Origin of the sequence: Gardnerella vaginalis, from assembly GCF_001546485.1 — a bacterium.
Lineage (GTDB): Bacteria > Actinomycetota > Actinomycetes > Actinomycetales > Bifidobacteriaceae > Bifidobacterium > Bifidobacterium vaginale_D.
The window spans coordinates 1-21523 of sequence record NZ_KQ956867.1 but is presented as its reverse complement, the minus strand read 5'-3'; the positions used below and the strand labels follow the sequence as shown (position 1 = coordinate 21523).

The 21523-nt window shown below is 42.4% G+C and carries 19 protein-coding genes; 3 read left to right on the top strand and 16 right to left on the bottom strand.

The annotated features are described in order from the left end of the window. A partial coding sequence (locus HMPREF3208_RS06910) for a hypothetical protein (protein ID WP_230953090.1) occupies positions 1–236 on the bottom strand: 236 nt, incomplete at its 3' end. Positions 237–626: 390 nt separating this feature from the next. On the opposite strand from HMPREF3208_RS06910, the gene HMPREF3208_RS04260 reads away from it, so the two are divergent. Further along, a complete protein-coding gene (locus HMPREF3208_RS04260) occupies positions 627–1127 on the top strand; it encodes a hypothetical protein (RefSeq protein ID WP_230953088.1) in 501 nt (166 codons plus the stop codon). Between the two features lie 92 nt (positions 1128–1219). Beyond that, entirely contained in the window at positions 1220–2458 is a 1239-nt protein-coding gene (locus HMPREF3208_RS04255) for a hypothetical protein (RefSeq protein ID WP_155639970.1), read from the top strand. A 44-nt stretch (positions 2459–2502) separates the two neighbouring features. Here HMPREF3208_RS04255 and HMPREF3208_RS04250 read toward each other — a convergent pair whose 3' ends face one another. The 5 genes from HMPREF3208_RS04250 to HMPREF3208_RS04230 all read right to left on the bottom strand — a co-directional run bounded on the left by HMPREF3208_RS04250 (position 2503) and on the right by HMPREF3208_RS04230 (position 10597). Further along, a complete protein-coding gene (locus HMPREF3208_RS04250) occupies positions 2503–3618 on the bottom strand; it encodes a hypothetical protein (RefSeq protein WP_230953086.1) in 1116 nt (371 codons plus the stop codon). Beyond that, positions 3596–4990 carry a replication-associated recombination protein A gene (locus HMPREF3208_RS04245; RefSeq protein WP_064347382.1) on the bottom strand — a complete coding sequence of 465 codons (1395 nt, stop codon included), beginning with the start codon at positions 4988–4990 and terminating at the stop codon, positions 3596–3598. Before HMPREF3208_RS04245 ends, HMPREF3208_RS04250 begins: the two co-directional genes overlap by 23 nt. A 74-nt stretch (positions 4991–5064) precedes the next feature. Then, positions 5065–7593, bottom strand: coding sequence for a DEAD/DEAH box helicase (locus HMPREF3208_RS04240; protein ID WP_064347379.1), 2529 nt, complete (start codon positions 7591–7593; stop codon positions 5065–5067). A 29-nt stretch (positions 7594–7622) separates the two neighbouring features. Beyond that, the gene (gene der, locus HMPREF3208_RS04235; RefSeq protein WP_064347377.1) at positions 7623–9827 is read right to left on the bottom strand and encodes a bifunctional cytidylate kinase/GTPase Der; all 2205 of its coding nucleotides are present in this window, start codon (positions 9825–9827) and stop codon (positions 7623–7625) included. Then, the gene (locus tag HMPREF3208_RS04230; protein ID WP_064347431.1) at positions 9824–10597 is read right to left on the bottom strand and encodes a pseudouridine synthase; all 774 of its coding nucleotides are present in this window, start codon (positions 10595–10597) and stop codon (positions 9824–9826) included. Before HMPREF3208_RS04230 ends, der begins: the two co-directional genes overlap by 4 nt. A gap of 246 nt (positions 10598–10843) precedes the next feature. Between HMPREF3208_RS04230 and HMPREF3208_RS04225 the strand changes: the two genes are divergently transcribed. After that, entirely contained in the window at positions 10844–11821 is a 978-nt protein-coding gene (locus HMPREF3208_RS04225) for an MIP/aquaporin family protein (protein WP_230953084.1), read from the top strand. 10 nt (positions 11822–11831) lie between these two features. Here HMPREF3208_RS04225 and HMPREF3208_RS04220 read toward each other — a convergent pair whose 3' ends face one another. From HMPREF3208_RS04220 to HMPREF3208_RS04175, 10 genes are all read right to left on the bottom strand, one after another. Next, a complete protein-coding gene (locus HMPREF3208_RS04220; protein ID WP_064347373.1) occupies positions 11832–12146 on the bottom strand; it encodes a hypothetical protein in 315 nt (104 codons plus the stop codon). 137 nt (positions 12147–12283) lie between these two features. Then, positions 12284–13897, bottom strand: coding sequence for a bifunctional phosphoribosylaminoimidazolecarboxamide formyltransferase/IMP cyclohydrolase (gene purH / locus HMPREF3208_RS04215; protein ID WP_419185094.1), 1614 nt, complete (start codon positions 13895–13897; stop codon positions 12284–12286). Positions 13898–14001: 104 nt separating this feature from the next. Then, the gene (locus HMPREF3208_RS04210; RefSeq protein ID WP_230953083.1) at positions 14002–16218 is read right to left on the bottom strand and encodes a cell division protein PerM; all 2217 of its coding nucleotides are present in this window, start codon (positions 16216–16218) and stop codon (positions 14002–14004) included. A gap of 82 nt (positions 16219–16300) precedes the next feature. After that, the gene (locus HMPREF3208_RS04205) at positions 16301–16882 is read right to left on the bottom strand and encodes an adenine phosphoribosyltransferase (protein WP_016636664.1); all 582 of its coding nucleotides are present in this window, start codon (positions 16880–16882) and stop codon (positions 16301–16303) included. A gap of 143 nt (positions 16883–17025) precedes the next feature. Further along, a complete protein-coding gene (gene yajC / locus HMPREF3208_RS04200) occupies positions 17026–17457 on the bottom strand; it encodes a preprotein translocase subunit YajC (RefSeq protein WP_016636665.1) in 432 nt (143 codons plus the stop codon). 59 nt (positions 17458–17516) lie between these two features. Continuing rightward, a complete protein-coding gene (ruvB, locus tag HMPREF3208_RS04195) occupies positions 17517–18578 on the bottom strand; it encodes a Holliday junction branch migration DNA helicase RuvB (RefSeq protein ID WP_016636666.1) in 1062 nt (353 codons plus the stop codon). Between the two features lie 40 nt (positions 18579–18618). Continuing rightward, complete coding sequence (gene ruvA / locus HMPREF3208_RS04190) at positions 18619–19242, bottom strand: Holliday junction branch migration protein RuvA (RefSeq protein WP_064347369.1); 624 nt, start codon at positions 19240–19242, stop codon at positions 18619–18621. 95 nt (positions 19243–19337) lie between these two features. After that, positions 19338–19919: a crossover junction endodeoxyribonuclease RuvC gene (gene ruvC, locus HMPREF3208_RS04185; protein ID WP_016636668.1), complete on the bottom strand. Its 582-nt coding sequence runs from the start codon at positions 19917–19919 to the stop codon at positions 19338–19340. A 6-nt stretch (positions 19920–19925) separates the two neighbouring features. Next, complete coding sequence (locus HMPREF3208_RS04180; protein ID WP_016636669.1) at positions 19926–20684, bottom strand: YebC/PmpR family DNA-binding transcriptional regulator; 759 nt, start codon at positions 20682–20684, stop codon at positions 19926–19928. Between the two features lie 74 nt (positions 20685–20758). Next, on the bottom strand, positions 20759–21403 hold the full coding sequence (locus HMPREF3208_RS04175) for a CDP-alcohol phosphatidyltransferase family protein (protein ID WP_064347368.1): 645 nt from the start codon (positions 21401–21403) through the stop codon (positions 20759–20761). Positions 21404–21523 lie beyond the last annotated feature (120 nt).

The window sequence follows — 21523 nt, the reverse complement described above, 5'->3', positions numbered from 1 at the left end:
CCCCCCCCCAGAGCATTAATTGATGTTACTCCAGATGGAGAAGCAATAAACTTTATACCCTTATTATCGATTGTGCCGCCAATTTTATCAGGTCTAATATTAGTTCCTTCGACATCAACCCAAACCTGTGAAGTATTGGATGGAGCATTAATAGTTATAGAACTATCTGCCGCGTAGCACTGTGGAACACAAATAAGCGAAATGCACAACGCTAATACAATAGATGCGCTGCGCACAACTGTTTTACCTATAGAGGTACTTATATAACCTCTTCTTCTATATAAGCAAGATAACATGTATCTCCCCTTTTTTCTCTGCAATAAATAACAGTTGACAATCAGCAAAAGATAACTCCATTGCGAAACCCTCAACTAATGGTATAAAACACCGTTTCTATTTTAATATCGCTTCTATATAAATTACGTAATCAAACCAAAGATACGCATAATGTTTTGCATGTTTTCTTATCAGCGCATATAACTAAAATCATATGTAAGAATTTCACTTAAGAGATTGCTTATGCAAAAGCTCAGCTAGTACGAACGTAGTTAAGAGAGATTGATTGACAATAGCACTGAATCAGTGATGCTTTATTTTTGTAAGCGCATTGTTTGAGATGGAGGTTTATGATGAGCAAAGCTAAAAGCTATTTTTGGGGATTTGTTGTTTTCGTTATAATAGCTGGCTTATGCTATTGCGTTCAGCACAATGGATCTTTTAGTGGCGTGCGAAATGCTCTTAATATAAAGCCAGATCTTAACGCTATTAGCGAAAAGTGTAATCTGCCAATAAAGCATAGCTATGCTCTTGGTGGAGCTAAAGCAATCGTAAAAATTGGAACAGGCGATGCTTTTGAAAAAGATGCATCATGCGTACTCAATGAGTTTCCGTCCGCTGAAAAAAATCGTAAAAAATTAGAGAATATACTTTACAAAAATGGTAGCCCCTTCGATATGAGTGATGATAATCATATTTTTATTGTTGGTGACCCATGTTCTGTAATAATTTTTCCGACTACTGCTGGCGATGTGATGATTGTTGGAGATGCTAGTAATCTTTCCCACATTGACAACAACTCGCTTATGGCAGGTTTAATGAAAGATGTTTCTTCCAATTACGGTGAATAGATTTACGTATAAAACGTATAAAATGTATGAAACCTACATTTTAGCAAAAGCAATTACAATGCTGCGACTTGGCGAAAGTAGAGATGTTGGCAATGAAAAAAGATAATATTCTACTGTATTATTGCGTATCAACCATTGTACTTATTTGCATGCTGACCACATGGGTTGTGTATGTTCGTTTTGTTGCCGACACTGTACAAAATAGCGGTTTTTCACTGAATCATGTTGCTAGCAGTACCATAAGTGCTATCACAAAACCGCATACTCGCAATACTGACGATATTCTTTCTCAAGCAGGCAAAGAGTACAAGAATGTGCTTGAAAATATTCACAAGTATTCATTCAATGATGCTCCAGAAGGCGATTATACTTACGCCTTATGGGATATTAATGATGACAAAATACCTGATTTGCTGGTTACTGATACGTATGAAGTTAAGAAAAATGATTCAGATGATACTCAGGAAGTGTCGTCAACACGAGTTTTTTCATACGATGGGAATAAGCTAGTTGCTCCTAATAATGTTCTCAAAACTCTATTAGGTAGATATGAGCATTCAACACTTTTCTTTTATAGGAATCACAAAGGTTTAGTATTCTATTTTCCGGAAAGTGAAGAGTGGTATAACAATCTTTCTAATAACAATCCTTCTTTTGACTTAGATACTCCATTCAAGTGGAAAGAAGTATCTTATACGCTTAATGGAAACGAACTGAATGATAGTACTACAGTAGTTGATTATCCTATTAAGAAAAATGACAACGATACATGTGAAATGGATAAAGTAGTTGCTCCAGTTTTTATCCCTATAAATGATGCAACTGGTATCAATAAGTTAATCAACTCAAATAAACGTAGCGATAAGCAAAAGGCGTACGATAAGCAAGTTCTTCAATGGCAAGAAAAAGGGTATCAAGTTTATACTGGCACAGTAAAACAGCTTACTCCAGAAGAAGCATACAACTATCCTGGTGCGCCAGTAACATATACTGGTTTTAGTCTTGATGATTTTATACGTATTAACAATAACCCAACTACCACAGTGCTTGCTTTAGATAATCCGCGCTCAGCATCGTCATATTGTAATGGAACTGAGTGCGGATATAGGCCTCCAAGTAATTTGATGAATAGGGTCGTAATAATATTAGATGATGGGTTTATACACAATCCGGATCATGACAAGATTATGAATTATGTTGGGAAGAGAGTTACTTTTGCAACAGATGGAATGTATGATACTGTAAACAATCTTCCATGGGGGCAGCCTGTATTAACTAGTAGCTCATACATAATTCAGGAATTAGATCCTAGCTTAGATGAATACAAATAAGTAATATCAGGCAAGTTTGTGAGATCTGCTACGCGTTAAAATATTTAGTCTGTAATGATTTTTAGAGCGCTGTAGCTAGGGGTTTCGTAATCTGGTTCTAGGGTAAAGCATATTGAAGAAGCATTTTTAACTGCTATAGTTACATTCTTTCCTACATAATCTTTCATTTCTCCAGCTTTTGGGCTAACAAAGAAACGTTGGTAAACGTATGTGTCAGGAACTGGCGTACCTTTGCCATCAACTCCAACAGTTATGATGGTTTTGTACGGCATATTTACTGTATAAATAATTTTTGCATCAATATCGAAATAGTAAGAATAATTTTCTAAATCTGCATCCGGCTGTGCTGTTTGCTTTACTTCGTCAATATTCATCTCTTGAACATTGCCGGTAAGAATGGTGTATCCATCATCTCGTAAATCTTGAATATATTTATTGCGTTTCTTCTCTTTTTCACTAAGAGTCATATTATTGATGAGATTGTCTACAGGCTTAAGATTTTTAACATCAACAAACATTGCATCAAGATCGCCTATAGTGCTAGGATCTGCAGAATTATCTTCAACACTTGAATCTAATGTAAACTTATAATCTTCAGTAAACTTATAAGTATCACGACGAACTTTAAGCCCGTCAAATACATGATATACAACTATGCCATTGTGATTATGATCGTACATTAATGTTTCTGAGAATTCGCCATTATGAGACGGTTTTAAATCTTCAATTAACTGCGACTCAACAATTTTTTTGCCATCAAAAGAAAATACTTTAGTAAAACGCGGCTTATCATCATCGTAACCTAATTTTTTCCTTGCAGTTACAATAAGTTCTGGAATCTTATCATTATCCAAATCCCATAAATCGTAGTAATATCCGAAGGAATCTGGAACATTTTTGAACTTGTATTTTCCGTGAAGATTTTCAAGCACGTTTTTATAAGCACGACCTGCTAAAGCAAGAGCATTATCTGACTTATTTGGTTCAACTACAGCTGTTACAGCATTGTTGCTCATAAGATGTTTCAGTGAAAAACCGCTGTTTTGTACAGTGTCGGCAACAAAGCGAACATACACAACCCATGTGGTAAGCATGCAAATAAGCACAATGGTTGATACGCAATAATACAGTAGAATATTATCTTTTTTCATTGCCAACATCTCTACTTTCTTCGGACTTATGAAGTATATTGCGAATTTGAGATAAGCGTTGAGTGAGCTCGTGCTCGTAGCCACGGTCGTTAGGATGATAGTATTCGCGTCCAACTAGCTCGTCTGGCATATACTGTTGCGATGCTACAGCTCCCGGATAGTCGTGAGCATACTTGTACCCGTCGTGATTGCCCCAACTTTTCATCAAAGCAGTTGGAGCGTTACGCAAATGAAGAGGAACTTGACCAATATTGCCAGCATCAACATCTTGTAAAGCCTGATTAATAGCATTATAGCTTGCGTTTGATTTAGGAGCGGTTGCTACAGCAATCACAGCTTCCGAAAGAATAATGCGCGCTTCTGGCATGCCGATTAAAGCAACAGCTTGAGCTGCTGCAACAGTTACTTGCAAAATTTGTGGAGCCGCCATACCAACTTCTTCGGCAGCAGCAATCATAATTCGCCTTGCAATAAAACGCGGGTCTTCACCAGCGCGAAGCATGCGCGCTAAATAATGCAAAGAAGCGTCAACATCACTTCCGCGCATCGACTTAATAAAAGCAGAAATCACATCGTAATGATCGTCGCCGTCTTTGTCATAACGAACTGTAGTAGTATCCATTACGTTAGAAACAATATCAGCAGTAATTACAGGCTTCTTTTTGCCATGCTGTAACGCGGAATCTCCTGTTATTGCTCCTGCTGCAGCTTCTAAAATAGTAAGGGTTTTACGAGCGTCTCCCCCGCTTAAACGAATAATTGAATCTATTGCGTCGTTATCGATTTTAAGCTGATTGTTGAGCCCATTTTCGCTAGTTACTGCACGCTCAATAAGTGTATGCAAATCTTCCACACTCAGCGACTCAAGTTTAACAACCACAGATCTACTTAAAAGCGGCTTAATAATTGAAAAACTTGGATTTTCGGTAGTCGCACCAATAAACGTTACATCGCGATTTTCAACACTTGGAAGCAAAGCATCCTGCTGAGATTTAGAAAAACGATGAACTTCGTCAATAAAAAGAACTGTTTCTTGACCTTTACTCACTAAACGCTCATGTGCTCGATCAAGCACTGCGCGAACGTCCTTAACTCCAGAAGTTACAGCAGAAAGCTCTTCAAACACGCGTCCAGATTGGCGAGCAACAATATAAGCAAGCGTAGTCTTGCCAACTCCCGGAGGGCCAAACAGCACAACAGAGCTTGGAGCAGTAAGAGAACCTTTCGATTGCGGATTTGCAAGCCTGCGCAAAGGCGAACCATCTTTTAACGCATGAGACTGCCCTAGCACGTCTTCAATGCTGCTCGGACGCATACGCACAGCTAACGGACGCGTTACATCGACCGGCGCACTACTTGCCGCAAATAAATCCTGCTCCATACATATCAGCCTACCACATAAATAGAACAAACGTTCGATTTATGTTTTTGTATTTTGCTAGCATATTCCTAAAATTACACGTGCGAAACTTGATAATCGAAGAACACTACTTCGCCTTCGTCTTGCGTTGCATCCAAATCAACAACGCCAGTAATAGCCCAATTATGATCCCCGTCTGAATCGTCGATAATCTGCCGAATTTTCCACGAATGCTCACTTTTTTCAAGCGAATCGTCCAAAATAAATAAGTCGCCACTTCGAGCCTTAGCATCGATGCCAACATACTCGTGCTCGTCGTAATAGTCGTCAAGCACATCATTCCACTCATGAACGCCATAACCCCAAGTTTTGTCAAGTTCGCCAAGGGTTGAAGCATCTTCCAAATCCATAAGTTGCACGCGACGGAACATAGCATTCCTAATCAACACAATAAGTCCGCGACGATCCTCAACTACAGACTCGGAAGTTCCAGGAGCAGCCATAGTTACAGCATTAGCTTCTGCGTCCGAACCACCTGCACTCTCCCACTCGTCAACAAGACTTGAATCAATAGAGCGCACAACAAGACGAAGCCACGAAATAATATCACGCAATTCTTCGTTAAGCATATCTTCTGGCACAGTTCGAGCAAGCGAACGGTAAGCGTCAGAAAGGTAACGAAGAAGCGTTCCCTCACTTCTAGCAATGCCATAACGTGAAATATATCCAGTAAAATCGGATGCTGTTTCAACCATGTCTCGAAGCACAGATTTAGGCTTAATCCAGTAGTCGTTTGCCCACGGCACGTCTTTACGATATTGCGCAAAAGCAGGAGCTAGCAAATCTTCCAAAGGTTTAGGATAAGTAACTTCAGCTAGGCGTTCCATGCGCTCCTCGTAGTCGACACCATCATCCTTCATACCAGCCATCGCAGCATCCCGAGCCTTGCGCTCCTGCGCGCGAAGCACAGGCTTAGGGTCATCCAAAGTCGCTTCAACCATAGAAATTACGTCAAGCGCGTAGCTTTGAGATTCTGGGTCTAGAAGTTCCAAAGCAGCAAGCAAGAACGGAGAAAGCGGCTGATCTAGCGCAAAACCTTCTGGCATAGCAACATCAAGATCATAATCACAAGAACCATCCGAAAGCTCTCTGCATTCAATGACTTGAGTATCGAGCAAAGTTTGGAAAATATCATCACAACGCTCAAGCAATTTTTCTTTATCTTGCGGCCTTTGTGCACTATCTTCAATAAGTTTTTCAACGCGTGCTCTAGCATCTCCACCTTGTGTAACTTCGTTCAAAATCATTGAATGCGTTACAACCATGTGTGGGTTCAAAGTTTCCGGAGCGCTTTCAATAAGTTTAGTAAACGTTGGCTCGCCCCAAACTACAAAACCTTCTGGAGCTTTCTTACGCTTAACTTTTTTAAGCTTTTTAGGATCGTTCCCGGCTTTCGCAACAGCGCGCGCATTCTCAATCTCGAATTCTGGAGCCTCTGCAACCACTAGACCTTCGGTATCAAATCCCATTCTTCCTGCGCGGCCTGCAATTTGGTGAAACTCGCGAGCGCGAAGCTTGCGACTACGATTTCCATCAAATTTTGTAAGAGCTGTAAGCACAACCGAGTGAATTGGCACGTTAATACCAACGCCGAGAGTGTCAGTTCCACAAATAACTGGTAGCAGTCCTTGTTGAGCTAACTGTTCGACGAGTCTGCGGTATCGTGGAAGCATGCCAGCATGATGCACGCCGACACCAGTGCGCAGGAGTCTTTGCAAGATTTTGCCGAAACCGGTAGTAAACTTTGTGCCTTTAATTGCTTGCGCTATTTTGTCTCGCTGATCTTTGCTGGAAACTCCCGTGCTTGCGAGTGCTTGCGCTGTTTCAAGAGCCGCGTCTTGCGAAAAATGAACTACGTAGATTGGCGTTAGACCCTTGTTGAATAAGAGTTCTACGGTTGTAGCAAGCGGCTTATCCGTGTACTCGTATTCCAGCGGAATTGGTCTTGGCGCATCTGCAATAATATCAACACTTCTTTTTGTTGATTTTTCTAAGCGTTCCGCAATATCCGTTACGTCTCCAAGAGTTGCGCTCATAAGCAAAAATTGCGTATTTGGAAGTGTAAGTAACGGAACTTGCCAAGCCCATCCGCGCTCTGGGTCACCATAGTAGTGAAATTCGTCCATTGCAACGCAATCAACTTCAGCATTCGCGCCTTCACGTAACGCTTGGTTTGCTAAGATTTCCGCAGTGCAGCAGATTATTGGAGCATCCGCATTAATATGCGAGTCTCCAGTAATCATACCAACGTTGTCACGCCCAAAAATAGCTACTAAATCGAAGAATTTTTCGGATACGAGCGCTTTAATTGGTGCAGTATAGTAGGAGCGTCTGCCTGTGGCAAGCGCTGCAAAATGCATGCCGAGCGCAACAAGAGATTTCCCGGAACCTGTTGGAGTGTTTAAAATAACGTGGTCTCCTGCAAGCAAATCCATAATGGATTCTTCTTGATGCGGCCACAAATCTACATGTTTGTTATCTGTAACCCAATCAACAAATGCTTGAAAAATCTCGTCTTCAGCAGCATGATGTAAATCACGAGCTAACTCACCCAAACCAGCCATACACGCTCCTATTTTACTTTATTTGCGCTTTACTTACGCTTCTTCTTATCGCGTACTTTTACAGAGATTTGAATAGGAGTTCCCTCGAATCCAAACTCTTCGCGAAGCGAACGCTCAATAAAGCGACGGTATCCGTGCTCTAAAAAGCCAGTTGTGAATATTACGAAACGCGGAGGCTTAGTTGATGCTTGAGTAGCAAACAAGATTCGCGCTTGCTTTCCACCTCGCAAAGGATGCGGATGAGCAGACTGAATACGCCCTAGGAAAGCATTGAGCTTACCTGTAGGAATGCGCTTATCCCAACTGTTTAAAGCAGTTCGCATGGCGCGTGCAAGACGATTCGTATGCCAGCCAGTTTTTGCAGAAAGATTGACGCGCTCAGCCCAAGTAACGCGCTCAAACTCCGTCTTCCACAAGCGTTCCATACGCTGCCTGGAGAATTCGTCCATTAAATCCCACTTGTTAAACACAAGTACGATTGCGCGACCAGCATCAACTGCTTGGCTCATAACTTTCAAATCCTGCTCCGCAATAGGCTGGGAAGAATCGAAAAGAATCAAAGCAAGTTCAGAACGCTCAATCGCAGCTTGCGTGCGAAGTGAAGAATAATATTCAGCACCCGTCAACTTGTGTTGTCTGCGCTTAATACCAGCAGTGTCAATAAACAGCCAATCTTCACCGTCAACTCGCACAACCTCATCAACAGGGTCACGAGTAGTACCAGCTAGGTCGTTTACAACAGAACGTTCCTCGTGAGCCAAATGGTTCAAAAGCGAAGATTTACCAACGTTCGGTCGACCAACTAAAGCAACTCTGCGAAGTCCATCTGGAGTTAAGAAGCCCGAAGTTTTATTCGCTTTCTTCAAAGAATTGAGCGCTGCATCAAGCAAGTCTCCCACGCCTCTACCGTGCATTGCGGAAATTCCGTAAGGCTCACCCATTCCGAGCTTCCAAAACTCTGCAGTCAAATACTCGCTTCTAGCATCGTCAACCTTGTTAACTGCCAGAGTAATAGGCTTACCTGCAGCGCGAAGCATGGAAACAATACGCTCGTCGGTAGCTGTTAAACCAACCTGGCCGTCTACTAGGAAAATCACAGCATCGCTTAAACGCACTGCCACTTGCGCTTGTTGAGCAATAGAAGAATCAATACCTTCTACGTCAGCTTCCCAGCCGCCCGTATCAACCAGCTTAAAGTTGGTTCCAGCCCACTCAGCATCGTAACTTACTCGATCCCTCGTAACACCCGGAGTATCTTCTACAACAGCCACACGATGACCTAAAATACGATTTACCAGCGTTGATTTTCCAACATTTGGTCTACCAATTACAGCGATTACACCAACTGCTTTAGAGTCTTTCGCATCGTCTTGACTTACTACGTCACCGCGAAGAAGCGCACGGTCTTCATCGTCAAGATCGTAACCTTCAAGGTTTGCAGCGTAACGGTCGTACTCATCCTGCTCAATCGCAGCATCAACCATTTCAACAAGTGCATCGAGCGTCTGCTCAAAAGTTAAATCAGAATTATCGAGCGTTGTAACGCCGTCTGCAGCTTGAAGAAAACTTGTTACCCTCGCATCTTTAGCGTCACGAGCGCGAATATCATCTTCCGCAGATTCATTATTGTTAGATTGATTATTTTGCAAATTTTCTTGCGCAATATCTTGCTTGTTTCTGCGAGCTTGACGCACTTCTTCGCGTGCAGTAAGGAGCACACGAACTTGCGCATGAGGAGCTACAACAGTAGTAATATCGCGACCTTCTGCAACTATGCCTTCACCTTGAGAGAAAGAATCTTCAGCTGACTGTGCAGCAATATACGCACGTTGTGCAGCAATAAGCATGCGGCGAACTGCAGGAATCGAAGAAACCGTAGACACGTGCGAAGAAACTTCGCTGGAACGTAACTCTTCGCTAATATCCTCGCCGTCGATTACCACTACAGGATTTTTTGGATCAACACTAAAAGTTACGTGATCTTCAGTAAACAAGGCGCCAACAGATTCAACAATTTGGTTAAAACGCTCACTATCCGCATCGTTTACAGGCTGACCTTCATCATCTAAAGAAAGCTGAGTGCTTAAGTCGATGCCTTTTTGCATGCACCACCAAGCAGCAGCTCGATACATAGCCCCAGTATCCAAATATGCAAAACCGTAGTATTGCGCTAAAGCGCGAGAAGTAGAAGACTTGCCTACTCCTGCTGGTCCATCAATTGCTACGCAAATCACAGGCCAACCTCCTTAGAAAGCGAGCGCACTTCTGTTGGGGAAAGCACGCGATATGATCCAGCTTTTAAGTCCCCCAATTTAATAGGACCAATTTGTGTACGCACAAGACGCTTTACAGGGTAGCCTACAGCACCAAAAATTCTGCGCACAATACGATTTTTGCCAGAATGCAACACAACTTTTACCATAGTTGTGTCGTGATTTTGGTCGATTATTGCACAACGGTCGAGCTTAATCCAACCATCTTCAAGATTTACACCTTGCGAAACCAAGCGGCGGCAAACCATGCCGTTGATTTTACCTTCGACGGTTGCAATATACGTTTTTTCAACCTCATACTTTGGGTGCATAACATGCTGGCTTAGCTCGCCATCGTTGGTCATTAAAATAAGACCTTCCGAATCGTAGTCCAAGCGACCCATGTGGAAGATTCGCTCATACTTGTCACCAACAATGTCTCTTAAAGTAAAACGACCTTTAGGATCGTCCATAGCGCTAAGCACGCGCTTAGGCTTATGCAATGCGAGTGTTACGAGCTTTGTGTTGAACCTTACTCGCGAACCGTCAACGCGCACTTTTTGGCGTTTTGGATCTACGCGAGTACCAAGTGTTGTAACCAATTCGTCGTCTACTTCAACACGCCCATCGAGGATAATTTCCTCACATTTGCGTCTTGAACCAAATCCCGCTTCAGCAAGCAGCTTCTGCAGTCGAATGGCGTTGTTGTCATCTGAATGCGCCTGATTGGCGCGGGAATATGCGTTTGGCATCGTTCTCCCAACGTGACCTCGTGAATTATTCAGAACTTTGTAACGCAATTGCAATTTTTTGCGCACAAAATCGAAAATTCATTATTACTTACCGTGTATCTCGTGTGGTTATTTGTACAATTTGTAATAAATCAGAAAATTACCACGTTTTTCTATGCTACCGTATGGCATAGCCGTGCTACTATAGCAGAGGTTTTATCCTGTTGCAATAACCAATACGCAACACAATTTATAGTAAGGAATAGTATGACTCATACTCCATCATCTTGTACAAAAAATCAGCTTCAAACGCCACTCGTTGTTCGTTTTGCAACTGAATTTATTGCTACAGCATTAGCAATGTTCGTTATTTACACGTTCTCTTCACTTGCTACCGCTATGTATGGCATTAATTTGCTCATGATTGCAATTGGTACCGGTATTACGTATGCTGCAGCAATCAGTATTGCTGCTAAAATTTCTGGCGGACATCTTAATCCTGCAGTAACAATTGCTTCTATGCTTACTGGGCGTACTTCGTACTTAGCAGGTCTTGGATATATTATTGCACAGATTCTTGGCGCATTGGCAGCCGCTGGCGTATTTATCGTCGTATTGCCACAAACAAAAATGGTGAAAGACGTTAATTGGTTTGCTTCAGTAGTAAACGGATTTGAAAACGCTTCTATTTCCGCAAATCAGTTGAAGAGCGTAAACGCATCCTTCGGCGTTATTACTGCGTTACTTGTTGAAGTTATTGCAGTAGTGCTCATCGTTGCTACCGCAATGAGTCACACTGATGACAATGGCGCCACTCACTGTGATTATGCCACTCACATGGGTCTTGCCTACGCAGCTGGAACATTAATAACCTACCAGATTACTGGTTCCGGTTTGAATCCTGCACGTTCTACTGGTATTGCTGTACTTGCTAATTCGCGCGAATTAGAAGTTAAGCCATTAACGCAACTGTGGGTTTTCTGGATTGCTCCGATTTTTGCCGCCGCTCTTGTTGGGTTTGTTATACTGCTCGCAAAATTGCTCGCCACTTCTGCCAAGCAAATCGCAGCAACAGATGACACTACTCATACACCAGCTGCAGCTTCAACAACTCCAGCAGCAGTTATTGATCAAACTGAATTCAACCAAGCCGATCCTGAACAAACTGAGTCCTATCAGTATGAGAACACTCAGCAAACTGTCGACACAAGCTTGAATACTGCTAACAACAACACAATGGCATAAGTTAATTACGCTACAGTAATAATACTGATGCATACGTTATGAGCAAACCAATGCCCAACGCAATACTTACAAAAGAATCAAAGCTCACTGAGCGAACTTTCCAAGGACTGCGTTGACGCATGCTTATGCGTATAACACCTAGAAGTATAGCCGTCACAGAAATAATAACTGTGGCGGCTTTTATATACCCCCAAAATGCTAAAACAGCAGATACGCATACTATAAAAGCTATAATCCACTCAGCGTAAGGCTTACCCTCACGTTTTTCTGATACATAAGGATGCTCTATTGTATGAGGTTCAATCTGCGGTTCAGTCTTAGTCATACTTGTATCATACCTGCTTCTCGATAAGAAAACATAAGTTGTTTTAGTCACTCATATAAAAATGTGGCGTTTGAGTATTTCAAACGCCACATCCGTAGTATTCATTGATTTATTGATGAATGGTAGTGGAAGAAGTTTTAGTGGAAGAAGTGACGAGTGCCAGTTACATACATCGTTACACCAGCCTCACGAGCAGCTTCAAACACTTCTTCATCACGAATAGAACCACCCGGCTGAACGATTGCACTCACTCCAGCTTCAATAAGAATCTGCGGACCGTCAGCAAATGGGAAGAACGCATCAGAAGCTGCCACCGCTCCGCGAGCACGCTCAGCACCATCAGCCAAAGTGTTAGCGCGTTCAACAGCCAAATGGCAGGAATCTACACGATTAACCTGGCCCATACCAATACCAACCGTAGCATTGTCATGCGCAAGTAGAATTGCGTTAGACTTTACGCAACGAAGCGAACGCCAAGCAAATTGTAAGTCACGCAAAGTGCTATCATCTGCAGGATCTCCAGAAACCAACGTCCAATTTTCTGGATTGTCTCCGAAAGCGTCAATCTTATCTGCCGACTGCACTAAAGCACCACCGTCAATAGGATGCACTTGCAAATCTAAAACAGGCGGAGTTGCAACCTTCAAAATACGAAGATTCTTCTTCTTTGTGCGAAGCAATTCCAAGGCTTCTGGCTCATAATCAGGAGCCACAATAACCTCGGTGAAAATTGGTCGCACGCTTTCTGCCATTTCCAAAGTCACTGTAGTGTTTGCAGCAATTACACCACCGTAAGCGCTCACAGGATCGCAAGCATGCGCTTTTTTGTGCGCTTCTACAGCAGTTGCTCCAATAGCTAAGCCACAAGGATTATTATGCTTGCAAACAGCAACAGCAATTTGCGGCGCAAAATCCCATACAGCACGCCAAGCAGCATCAGCATCCACATAATTGTTGTAGCTCATAGGCTTACCACCGAGCAGCTCAGCCTGAGCTAAACCACCCTTATGCAAAGGATCCAGATACAATCCAGCCTGCTGGTGAGGATTCTCACCATATCGAAGCGCATGTTCTAAACGCCACGTACGCGTGTAATCTGCTGGAAGAACAAGAGTATCGTTCGCCGAGTCACTAGAATTCTCAGATTCTTGCTGTTTTTGAACAGCAAAAGTTTCAGGCTTTTGCCAAACTGTTGCAGTCCACTGAGAAATAGCAGCATCATAAGCTGCAGTATGCTCAAACGCTTTTGCTGCAAGATATTCGCGCTCTTGCAAGCTAAACCCTTCGCCCGAAGCAATACGATCAGCTAAAAGCTGGTAATCTGCAGGATCAGTAATAACAGCAACAGACTTATGATTCTTCGCAGCAGCACGAATCATGGAAGGTCCGCCAATATCAATTTTTTCGATAATAGCATCCTGCTCAGCACCACTCATCACTGTGTCCACAAATGGATACAGGTTCACTACTACAGCATCAAACGGCTTAATATGAAGCTTTTCAAGCTGCTGAACATGATCAGTATTATTCATATCCGCTAAGATTCCAGCATGAATATGCGGATCCAGTGTTTTCACTCTACCGTCGAGACTTTCTGGGAATCCAGTTACACTAGAAACTTCAGTAACATGCACACCAAGTTCCGCTAGTTTAGCAGCTGTAGAACCTGTTGAAACCACTTCAGTTCCAGCTTGAATAAATGATTGTGCTAATATTTCAAGTCCTTCTTTATGAAAAACTGAAACAAGCACTCGGCGAATTGACCTTTCCCCTGTGGTTATCAGCACATTTGCGTCTGGTTGTTGGCTCTGTGTCTGTTGCACGGTGGTCTTCCTTCCTAAATAGCAGTGAGGAATTATTTTCTTTTCGTCTTTGATGAAGCAGTCCTAGGATAAGCTTTTTTCAAAGACAAAGGTGGTTGTTGTTCACTGTTTTGAGTAGGCATGTTTACTTGGGAGCTTGCGTTTGAAGTTGCAATACGCGCAGCTCTATCAGTGAACGCTGGTTGATAAGTATGTGATTGTTGATTATGAGAAGATTGTGACGATGTAGTTTTTCGTAAGTTTGTCACACGATGCAACTCAGCAGACTGAACTGTGCGCGGCTGATTTGTGCGATTATCCCTTGTAACAGTACTACTACTAACACGAGCTTCACTATGGTATGTTTGCAAAGGCTGCTTGCCAGGAAGTAACGCAATAAGTTTCTTCACTGCATGAGCGCACTGATTTACACTACTGCTTGCAGCACTCACTGCTGAATGCGATGCTGATGCTACAGCACCTAACGTTTTACTCATCTGCGTATGAAGTTTGTTAACTGCTGCGCTTATTGGTTGCTTTACTGTAGTAGGCTTACTTTCTGTAGTAGCCATACTTTCTGTAGTAAACCTACTTTTATGAGTATGATTCAAACGTTCCGTATGATTTTCACTATTATCTTCCTGATCAGCAGTGACAGGTTGATTATTGTTCTCATGCGAAATATTATCATGCTTCTTATTATCGCTGTTGCTAGCAGATACTTCGGTAGAATGTACGCTGCGCAGTGGCTGATTATGAGACGTAGTCTTACGAGTAACGTTTGATTCCTTCGTATTATCAGTATTGTCTTTTACAGCAGTTTTAGTAACAGTTTTAGTAGCTTCTTGAATAGCGCTTGTACCAGTTGTACGAGTAGCGTCTTGAATAGCGCTTGTAACAGCATCCTTTGTAACATTTTTCGCGGTAGTTGCTGCAGCAGTCGTTTCAACAGTTTTAATCGCATCATCACTAGCAGTTTTTGCGCTATCCTTATGCTGCTGCCCATCACTGTGAGAAACACGATGATGCGTCAGCAAGCTTAAGCAATATCGAACACCACAAATCAACAAACTGATTACAAGAGCTAATACCCACGAAACTATGACAGCATAAAGAGTAAGATGACCAACAGCTCGCGTACTTTCAACAACATCGACGCCAACAACAGCAAGTCGATACTCGCCTAGCGAACCATTTGCGCAAGCAAAAATAATCGTACCAACCACCGTAATAAAAGCAGCAACGCCAATACTAACAATTGCTGCTTGCACAACAGCAATTATAAACGCTTTTCTTTCTGTTTTATTATTAATGTTGATTACACCCAATCCGCAGCCACGTTTATGCAATATTACAATAAGCATTATTACGCAGCACACTACTGGGATAATTCCATAACACACAGCACGATATGTAGCATCACTGATAGCATCTGGGAATATACCAAAAACTGGCACTGGTGGTAAATGCTTATATTGTGCAGCAGACAGTGTGAAATATGCTACCTTGCCAATGCTAAAACCTGCGCCACAAATCCACGACAACGCCCAAATTGCTACATTAGGCAGCCATATGAAACAGGCAAGAGTCGTAAGAATACGTGAACCATTTTGCATGCCTAAGGTAATAAAGAAAGAATGAACAGAACCAATATGCGTGCAAGACCAAACTACAACAGTAGCTACCGCAACTAGCGCGTACGACGCAAAAACAATTACTGCAGCACGTTTGGCAACACAAATAATTTTTTGCACACGTACAGAACACACTTGCTTATAACGCTGCTTGGTTACTGTCCAAAATTCGCTACTAGGGAACACAGCAAGCAGTAATGCCAATATGTACACGCATGCAGTTTTACCAGCAATAACAACAATTGAATCTACCAAAGTTACATGCGTATTTTGAGCAAGTACTACATGAGTAGCAACCCACACTATAAGACCAGTAATATATGCTAAGCTGCCGCCTTTAATCCTACGGATAAGCCCCACAAGTACAGCTATAAACAATAATGTGAGACCTAAAGGAATAATCGTTACAACACAATTACCAAAAGTAAGACCAACCCCCTGAGCGAACATGAATACAGCCCAAGTCATAGACATAGCAGAATCAGAAAGACTGCCTGCACCCTCTTCTATAGAAATAACAAGTAATGTGAGGGATAAAAAAAGACCAATAGTTAACGAAAATACAAAAATCGCAATTAAAGGAGTTATTACGCCTTTAGATACACTCAGTAAGGATGACTTAAGTTTTTCAACCACAGCTTCTCCTTTCATGGCTTTCTAAAAGTATAATAACGTATTGTACTTCAGTAGATTAAGTACAATACTCGTATGCATGCTCTTATGCTGGCATGGTTATTAAACTACTGCAAGGGTAATCACATAAATCTTTCATACCGTTAATACCAGTAAGTTCAACAACAAAGCTAAAACCTGCAACTATTCCTTGCGCACGATCAATAATACGAGCTGCTGCTCTTGCAGTACCACCGGTTGCAATAAGATCATCAACAATAAGCACACGCTGACCAGGTTTAATCGCGTCACGCTCAATTTCAATACTCGCTTGACCATATTCAAGCATATAAGACTCAGTGATAACAGGAGGCGGCAACTTACCAGCCTTACGAACAGCAAGGAAACCTTTACCCATACGTGCAGCCATTAAAGGTCCAAACAAAAAGCCACGAGCTTCAAGACCTGCAATAACATCAATAGAATCCATCGATACTGGCAATGCATCAATTAATGCGTCAATCAGTATGCGCGAACCTTGAGCATCAGCAAATATAGGAAGAAAATCGCGGAATGTAATATGAGGGTTTGGAAAGCCTGGAACAGTACGAATCAGCGAAGCAAGATAAGCAGCATCTTCGTCACTTACTGTTTTCAACGTTTTTACTACAATATCCGTCGTTGTCATAATCCTAACGTTCTTTTCTTCACAGATGTGTATTTAAGAATATGTAAAGAAACATGTTACATACTCTCGTAGCACAGGAGGCACTTACTGCGCCTCCATGCCACGAATAATTATTCAATTATCAAAAACTACAGCGCGCAGAATTAATTTTCCGTTGATTGCGTAGATTCAGAGGTAGAATCTTCACGAACTTCAGCACTGGCACTGACTTCAGCGCTATCAGTAACTTCAGAATTATCAGCATGCTCAGTATTTTCAGCTGCTTGTGCAGCTTCTGCTTCCTCGTCGCTAATAAATGCTGGTCGCGTATATACTCTATTTACCGCACGGAATGACACACGCAGCAAGCTACCTTCAGAATCAATAACAATCTCTTCATACTGGGTATCGACGCTTACAATCTTGCCAATAATACCGCCGATAGTAATAACCTCAGTACCTGGTTCCAAAGATTCATGGAAGGAACGCATTTCAGATTGACGCTTCTTTGCATTGCGAGTCTGGAACCACATCATGCCAACCATAACTACAATAAGCGCAATAAGCATCCCATACTGCTGGAAAAATTGAGGCACAATAAACTCCTTAAGTGTCCAATTGTAAGACGGATGAACTACCGTCCGAAAGAATTATTTTAAGCTAGCTCACTGACATTACTAGGCGCTTGCAAACCTAAATGTTGCCAAGCTTTACTAGTTGCAACACGACCTTTCGGTGTGCGAACTAAAAATCCTTCACGAACAAGATACGGTTCACAAACAGTTTCTACAGTTTCAGATTCTTCACCAACCATTGCAGCAAGATTGTTAAGACCAACAGGTCCACCATTAAATTGACAAACCATAGCCTTTAGTACTGCAATATCAAGACGGTCAAGACCTTGAGTATCTATTTGATACAAGGCTAAGGCTTCAACTACAGCATCATGATTTACGGTAGACAAATCATGTACAATAGCCCAATCGCGCACACGTCTTAGTAAGCGGTTTGCAATACGCGGAGTTCCACGAGAACGCAAAGATAATTCTTTAGCAGCTTGATCTGCAAGCTTAATACCAAGCACTTGAGCTGAACGCTCAATAAGCTTTTCAAGCTCCTCATGAGGGTAAAAATCAAGATGTGCTGTAAAACCAAAGCGAGCACGTAATGGAGATGGCAACATACCTTCGCGAGTAGTAGCCCCAACTACAGTAAAACGAGGAAGAGTCAGAGGAATCGAAGATGCACCAGGCCCTTTACCAACCATAACATCAACACGAAAATCTTCCATAGCAATATACAGCAGCTCTTCAGCAGCACGAGGCAGACGATGAATCTCATCGATAAACAGCACTTCACCCGTATCTAAAGCGCTTAATATTGAAGCTAAATCACCAGCATGTTGAATAGCAGGACCAGATGTAATACGAATAGGTACCTGCAACTCATTTGCTACAATCATCGCAAGCGTAGTTTTCCCTAAACCTGGAGGTCCTGCCAAAAGCATGTGATCAGGCGGAACCTCACGCTTTTTAGCTGCATCCAAAAACAATTGCAACTGCGCTTTTAAAACCGGTTGACCAATAAAACCATCTAAAGCGCGCGGACGAAGCTCTTCATCGCTCAGCTGCTCATGAGCCAAAGGAGCAGAAGAAACCATGCGCAAAGAGTCTTCTGAAACACCAGTATTTACTGCAGAAGCGTATTCATTACTCATTATCTCAACTCCCCCAATACCGTATTGTTCAGTAGCATCTTCATCTGCCTCTGTCTAACGAAGCCAACGCCATACGGAGAATATTAGGCATATCAGCATCTTTCATAGGAGTAATAATATTGTTTTCGGCACAAACCTGCTCAACAGCGCGCTGAGCGTCACTCTGGCGCCAACCAAGTGACACAAGACCATCAATTACAGCATTAATCCCAGAATCAATAGTTTTGTTACTAGAAATTCTTGAGTTGTCTTGAGACAAACTATTAAGATCAAGAGAACCTTTCAATTCTAAAATAATCTTCTGAGCACCCTTTTTACCTAAGCCTGGTGCAGAAGAAAGGGCAGTGACATCCCCTTCTGAAATAGCTTGCAAAAGACGATCAACGTTAAGTGTAGAGAGTAAAGAAAGCGCAACTTTTGGACCAATGCCACTCACTTTTTGTACTTGCAAAAACATGCGCTTAGCAGCCTGAGTTGTAAAACCATACAGCGTTATAGCATCTTGAGATACTTGCATAGACGTGTATACGCAGACTTCTTGCCCTTCGTGCAATGTAGACAAATCTACAGTGGGCATATACGCTTCGTAGCCCACGCCAGAAACATTGATAAGTACAGTACGAGCATCAATTGATGCTACTTGACCAACAAGCATCCCAATCATCAATACTCACCTTCCCGTACATAACAACTCACGGCATAACGTAACAAACAAGTCAAAAAAACAGCCAACAATAGAACAGATGTTCTATTGTTATCCTACATGCCACGATTGACAGAAGTTCTACTACCAGCAGCACGCTGGGCTAATGCCCACTGCTTTTGAGCGGAAGTTAAATGCTGCTCACGCTCTCCACCTTGCAAAGCTCCGGACGGTCGAAGAGCATGACAAATAGCTTGAGCTAAAGCATCAGCAGCATCTGCCGGTGTGGGCAAAACATTAAGCCCAAGCAAACGAGCAACCATGCGCTCAACTTGCACTTTTTGAGCTTTACCATTTCCAGCAACAGCGAGCTTTACTTCAGTAGGAGTATGCAATGCTACAGGAATATTACGCTGAGCTGCTGCAAGCATTGCAAGACCAGCAACTTGCGCAGTACCAAGCACAGTATTTCGATTCTCTTGCGCAAAAACACGCTCGATAGACACTGTGTCTGGAGCAAAACGCTCAATTTTTTCAACTAAACCGTTATAAATTTTTAACAGGCGCAAATCTTGCGAAAGACCAGGCTCAGACCTCAGCACATCAACGTGAATAAAAGAAAGCCGACGCGAAACGCCGGCTTCAATCACGCCGACCCCGCAGCGAGTAAGCCCGGGGTCAACGCCCAAAATCATCATAAGACTCTATTCATCTTCCTCAAGCTGAGCCATAACTTCATCTGAAGCGGTCCAGTTGCTATAGATATTCTGAACATCATCAAGGTCGTCGAGATTATCAATCAGACGAGAAACCTTCTGAGCATCCTCTAAGCTTAACTCAACTTCATTATTTGGATGCATAATAATATCCGCAGAATCGTAGTCGAAACCAGCATCCTGCAAAGCCTTACGAACGGTAACCAAATCGCTGGAATCAGTGTAAACAGAATACACATCGCCATCATCAGCTACATCTTCGGCACCAGCTTCTGCAGCAACCTCGAAAAGCTTATCGTAATCAACGCCTTCAGAAGGAACCTCAATCAAACCTTTACGCTCAAAATTAAAGCTCACAGAACCACTTGTTGCCAAAGAACCATTGCCCTTAGTAAGGGTTGAACGCACATCAGCTGCGGCACGATTACGATTATCAGTAAGGCACTCAATAATCAAACCGACTCCAGCAGGAGCATAACCTTCATAAACAATTTCTTCGTAGTTAGCGCCACCAGCTTCTTCACCAGAACCACGCTTCACTGCACGCTTGATATTATCGGCAGGCATAGAAGCCTTCTTGGCTTTAACGATGGCATCGTACAACGTAGGGTTACCATCAGGATCGCCACCGCCCAAACGAGCAGCAATTTCAATATTCTTAATCAGCTTAGCAAAAAGCTTGCCACGCTTTGCATCGATAGCGGCCTTCTTGTGCTTAGTAGTCGCCCACTTGGAATGACCTGACATGATACTCCTAAAACGTACAGTTAATCAAACGAAACGATTCTATTGCACTTTCAAGACAAATGTAGCTTAACTACTTACTCAAGACCTTGTTTGACTGCAATAATGCGCTGAAAAACAGTAATAATACCACCAATAGCGAGCAGAATCATAGCGCAACTTAACCAGAAAAGTTGATGAGTGATGCCAGATAATCCCATAGCAACAAGAATCACAGCAACACGATCAGCACGCGTAATCAACCCAATGCTAGGATCAACCGAAATAGACTGACCACGAGCACGTGCATACGACGTCACGAAAGCAGCCATAAGTGCAACCATGCAACTCAATAATCCTGCATATTTTAACAACATTCCAAGTACGGATGGTATCCACGTACACACACTTTTGTTACTAGCGCGACACAAACAAATGCAAACTGTCATAAATAGTGACCAATCTGCAATACGATCAAGCGTTGAATCAAGAAAAGCTCCAAATTTTGTGCCACCTGTTGTTAATGCTGCAACTGAGCCATCTAAACCATCAGCAAGCACGAAAATAGTAAGCAGTACAGTTCCTACAATAAGTTGACCTGTAAAAGCCGTTACAAAAGCTGTAACAACTACTGCTAATGTTCCAACAATTGTTACAGCGTTAGCGCTTACGCCTAATCGAACCAGTAATTTTGCAATCGGAGCAATAACGCGCTTAAAACTACTACGTAACGATTCCAGCATTGAATCAACCTTCCTAGCGCAATTGCCAGTAAAACTTGTGTTCAATCAACATTCTTATAGTAACCGCGCGGCTGTAAGAAGATACAAGCACCGTTACTAACTCAGATAACTAACTGAGAA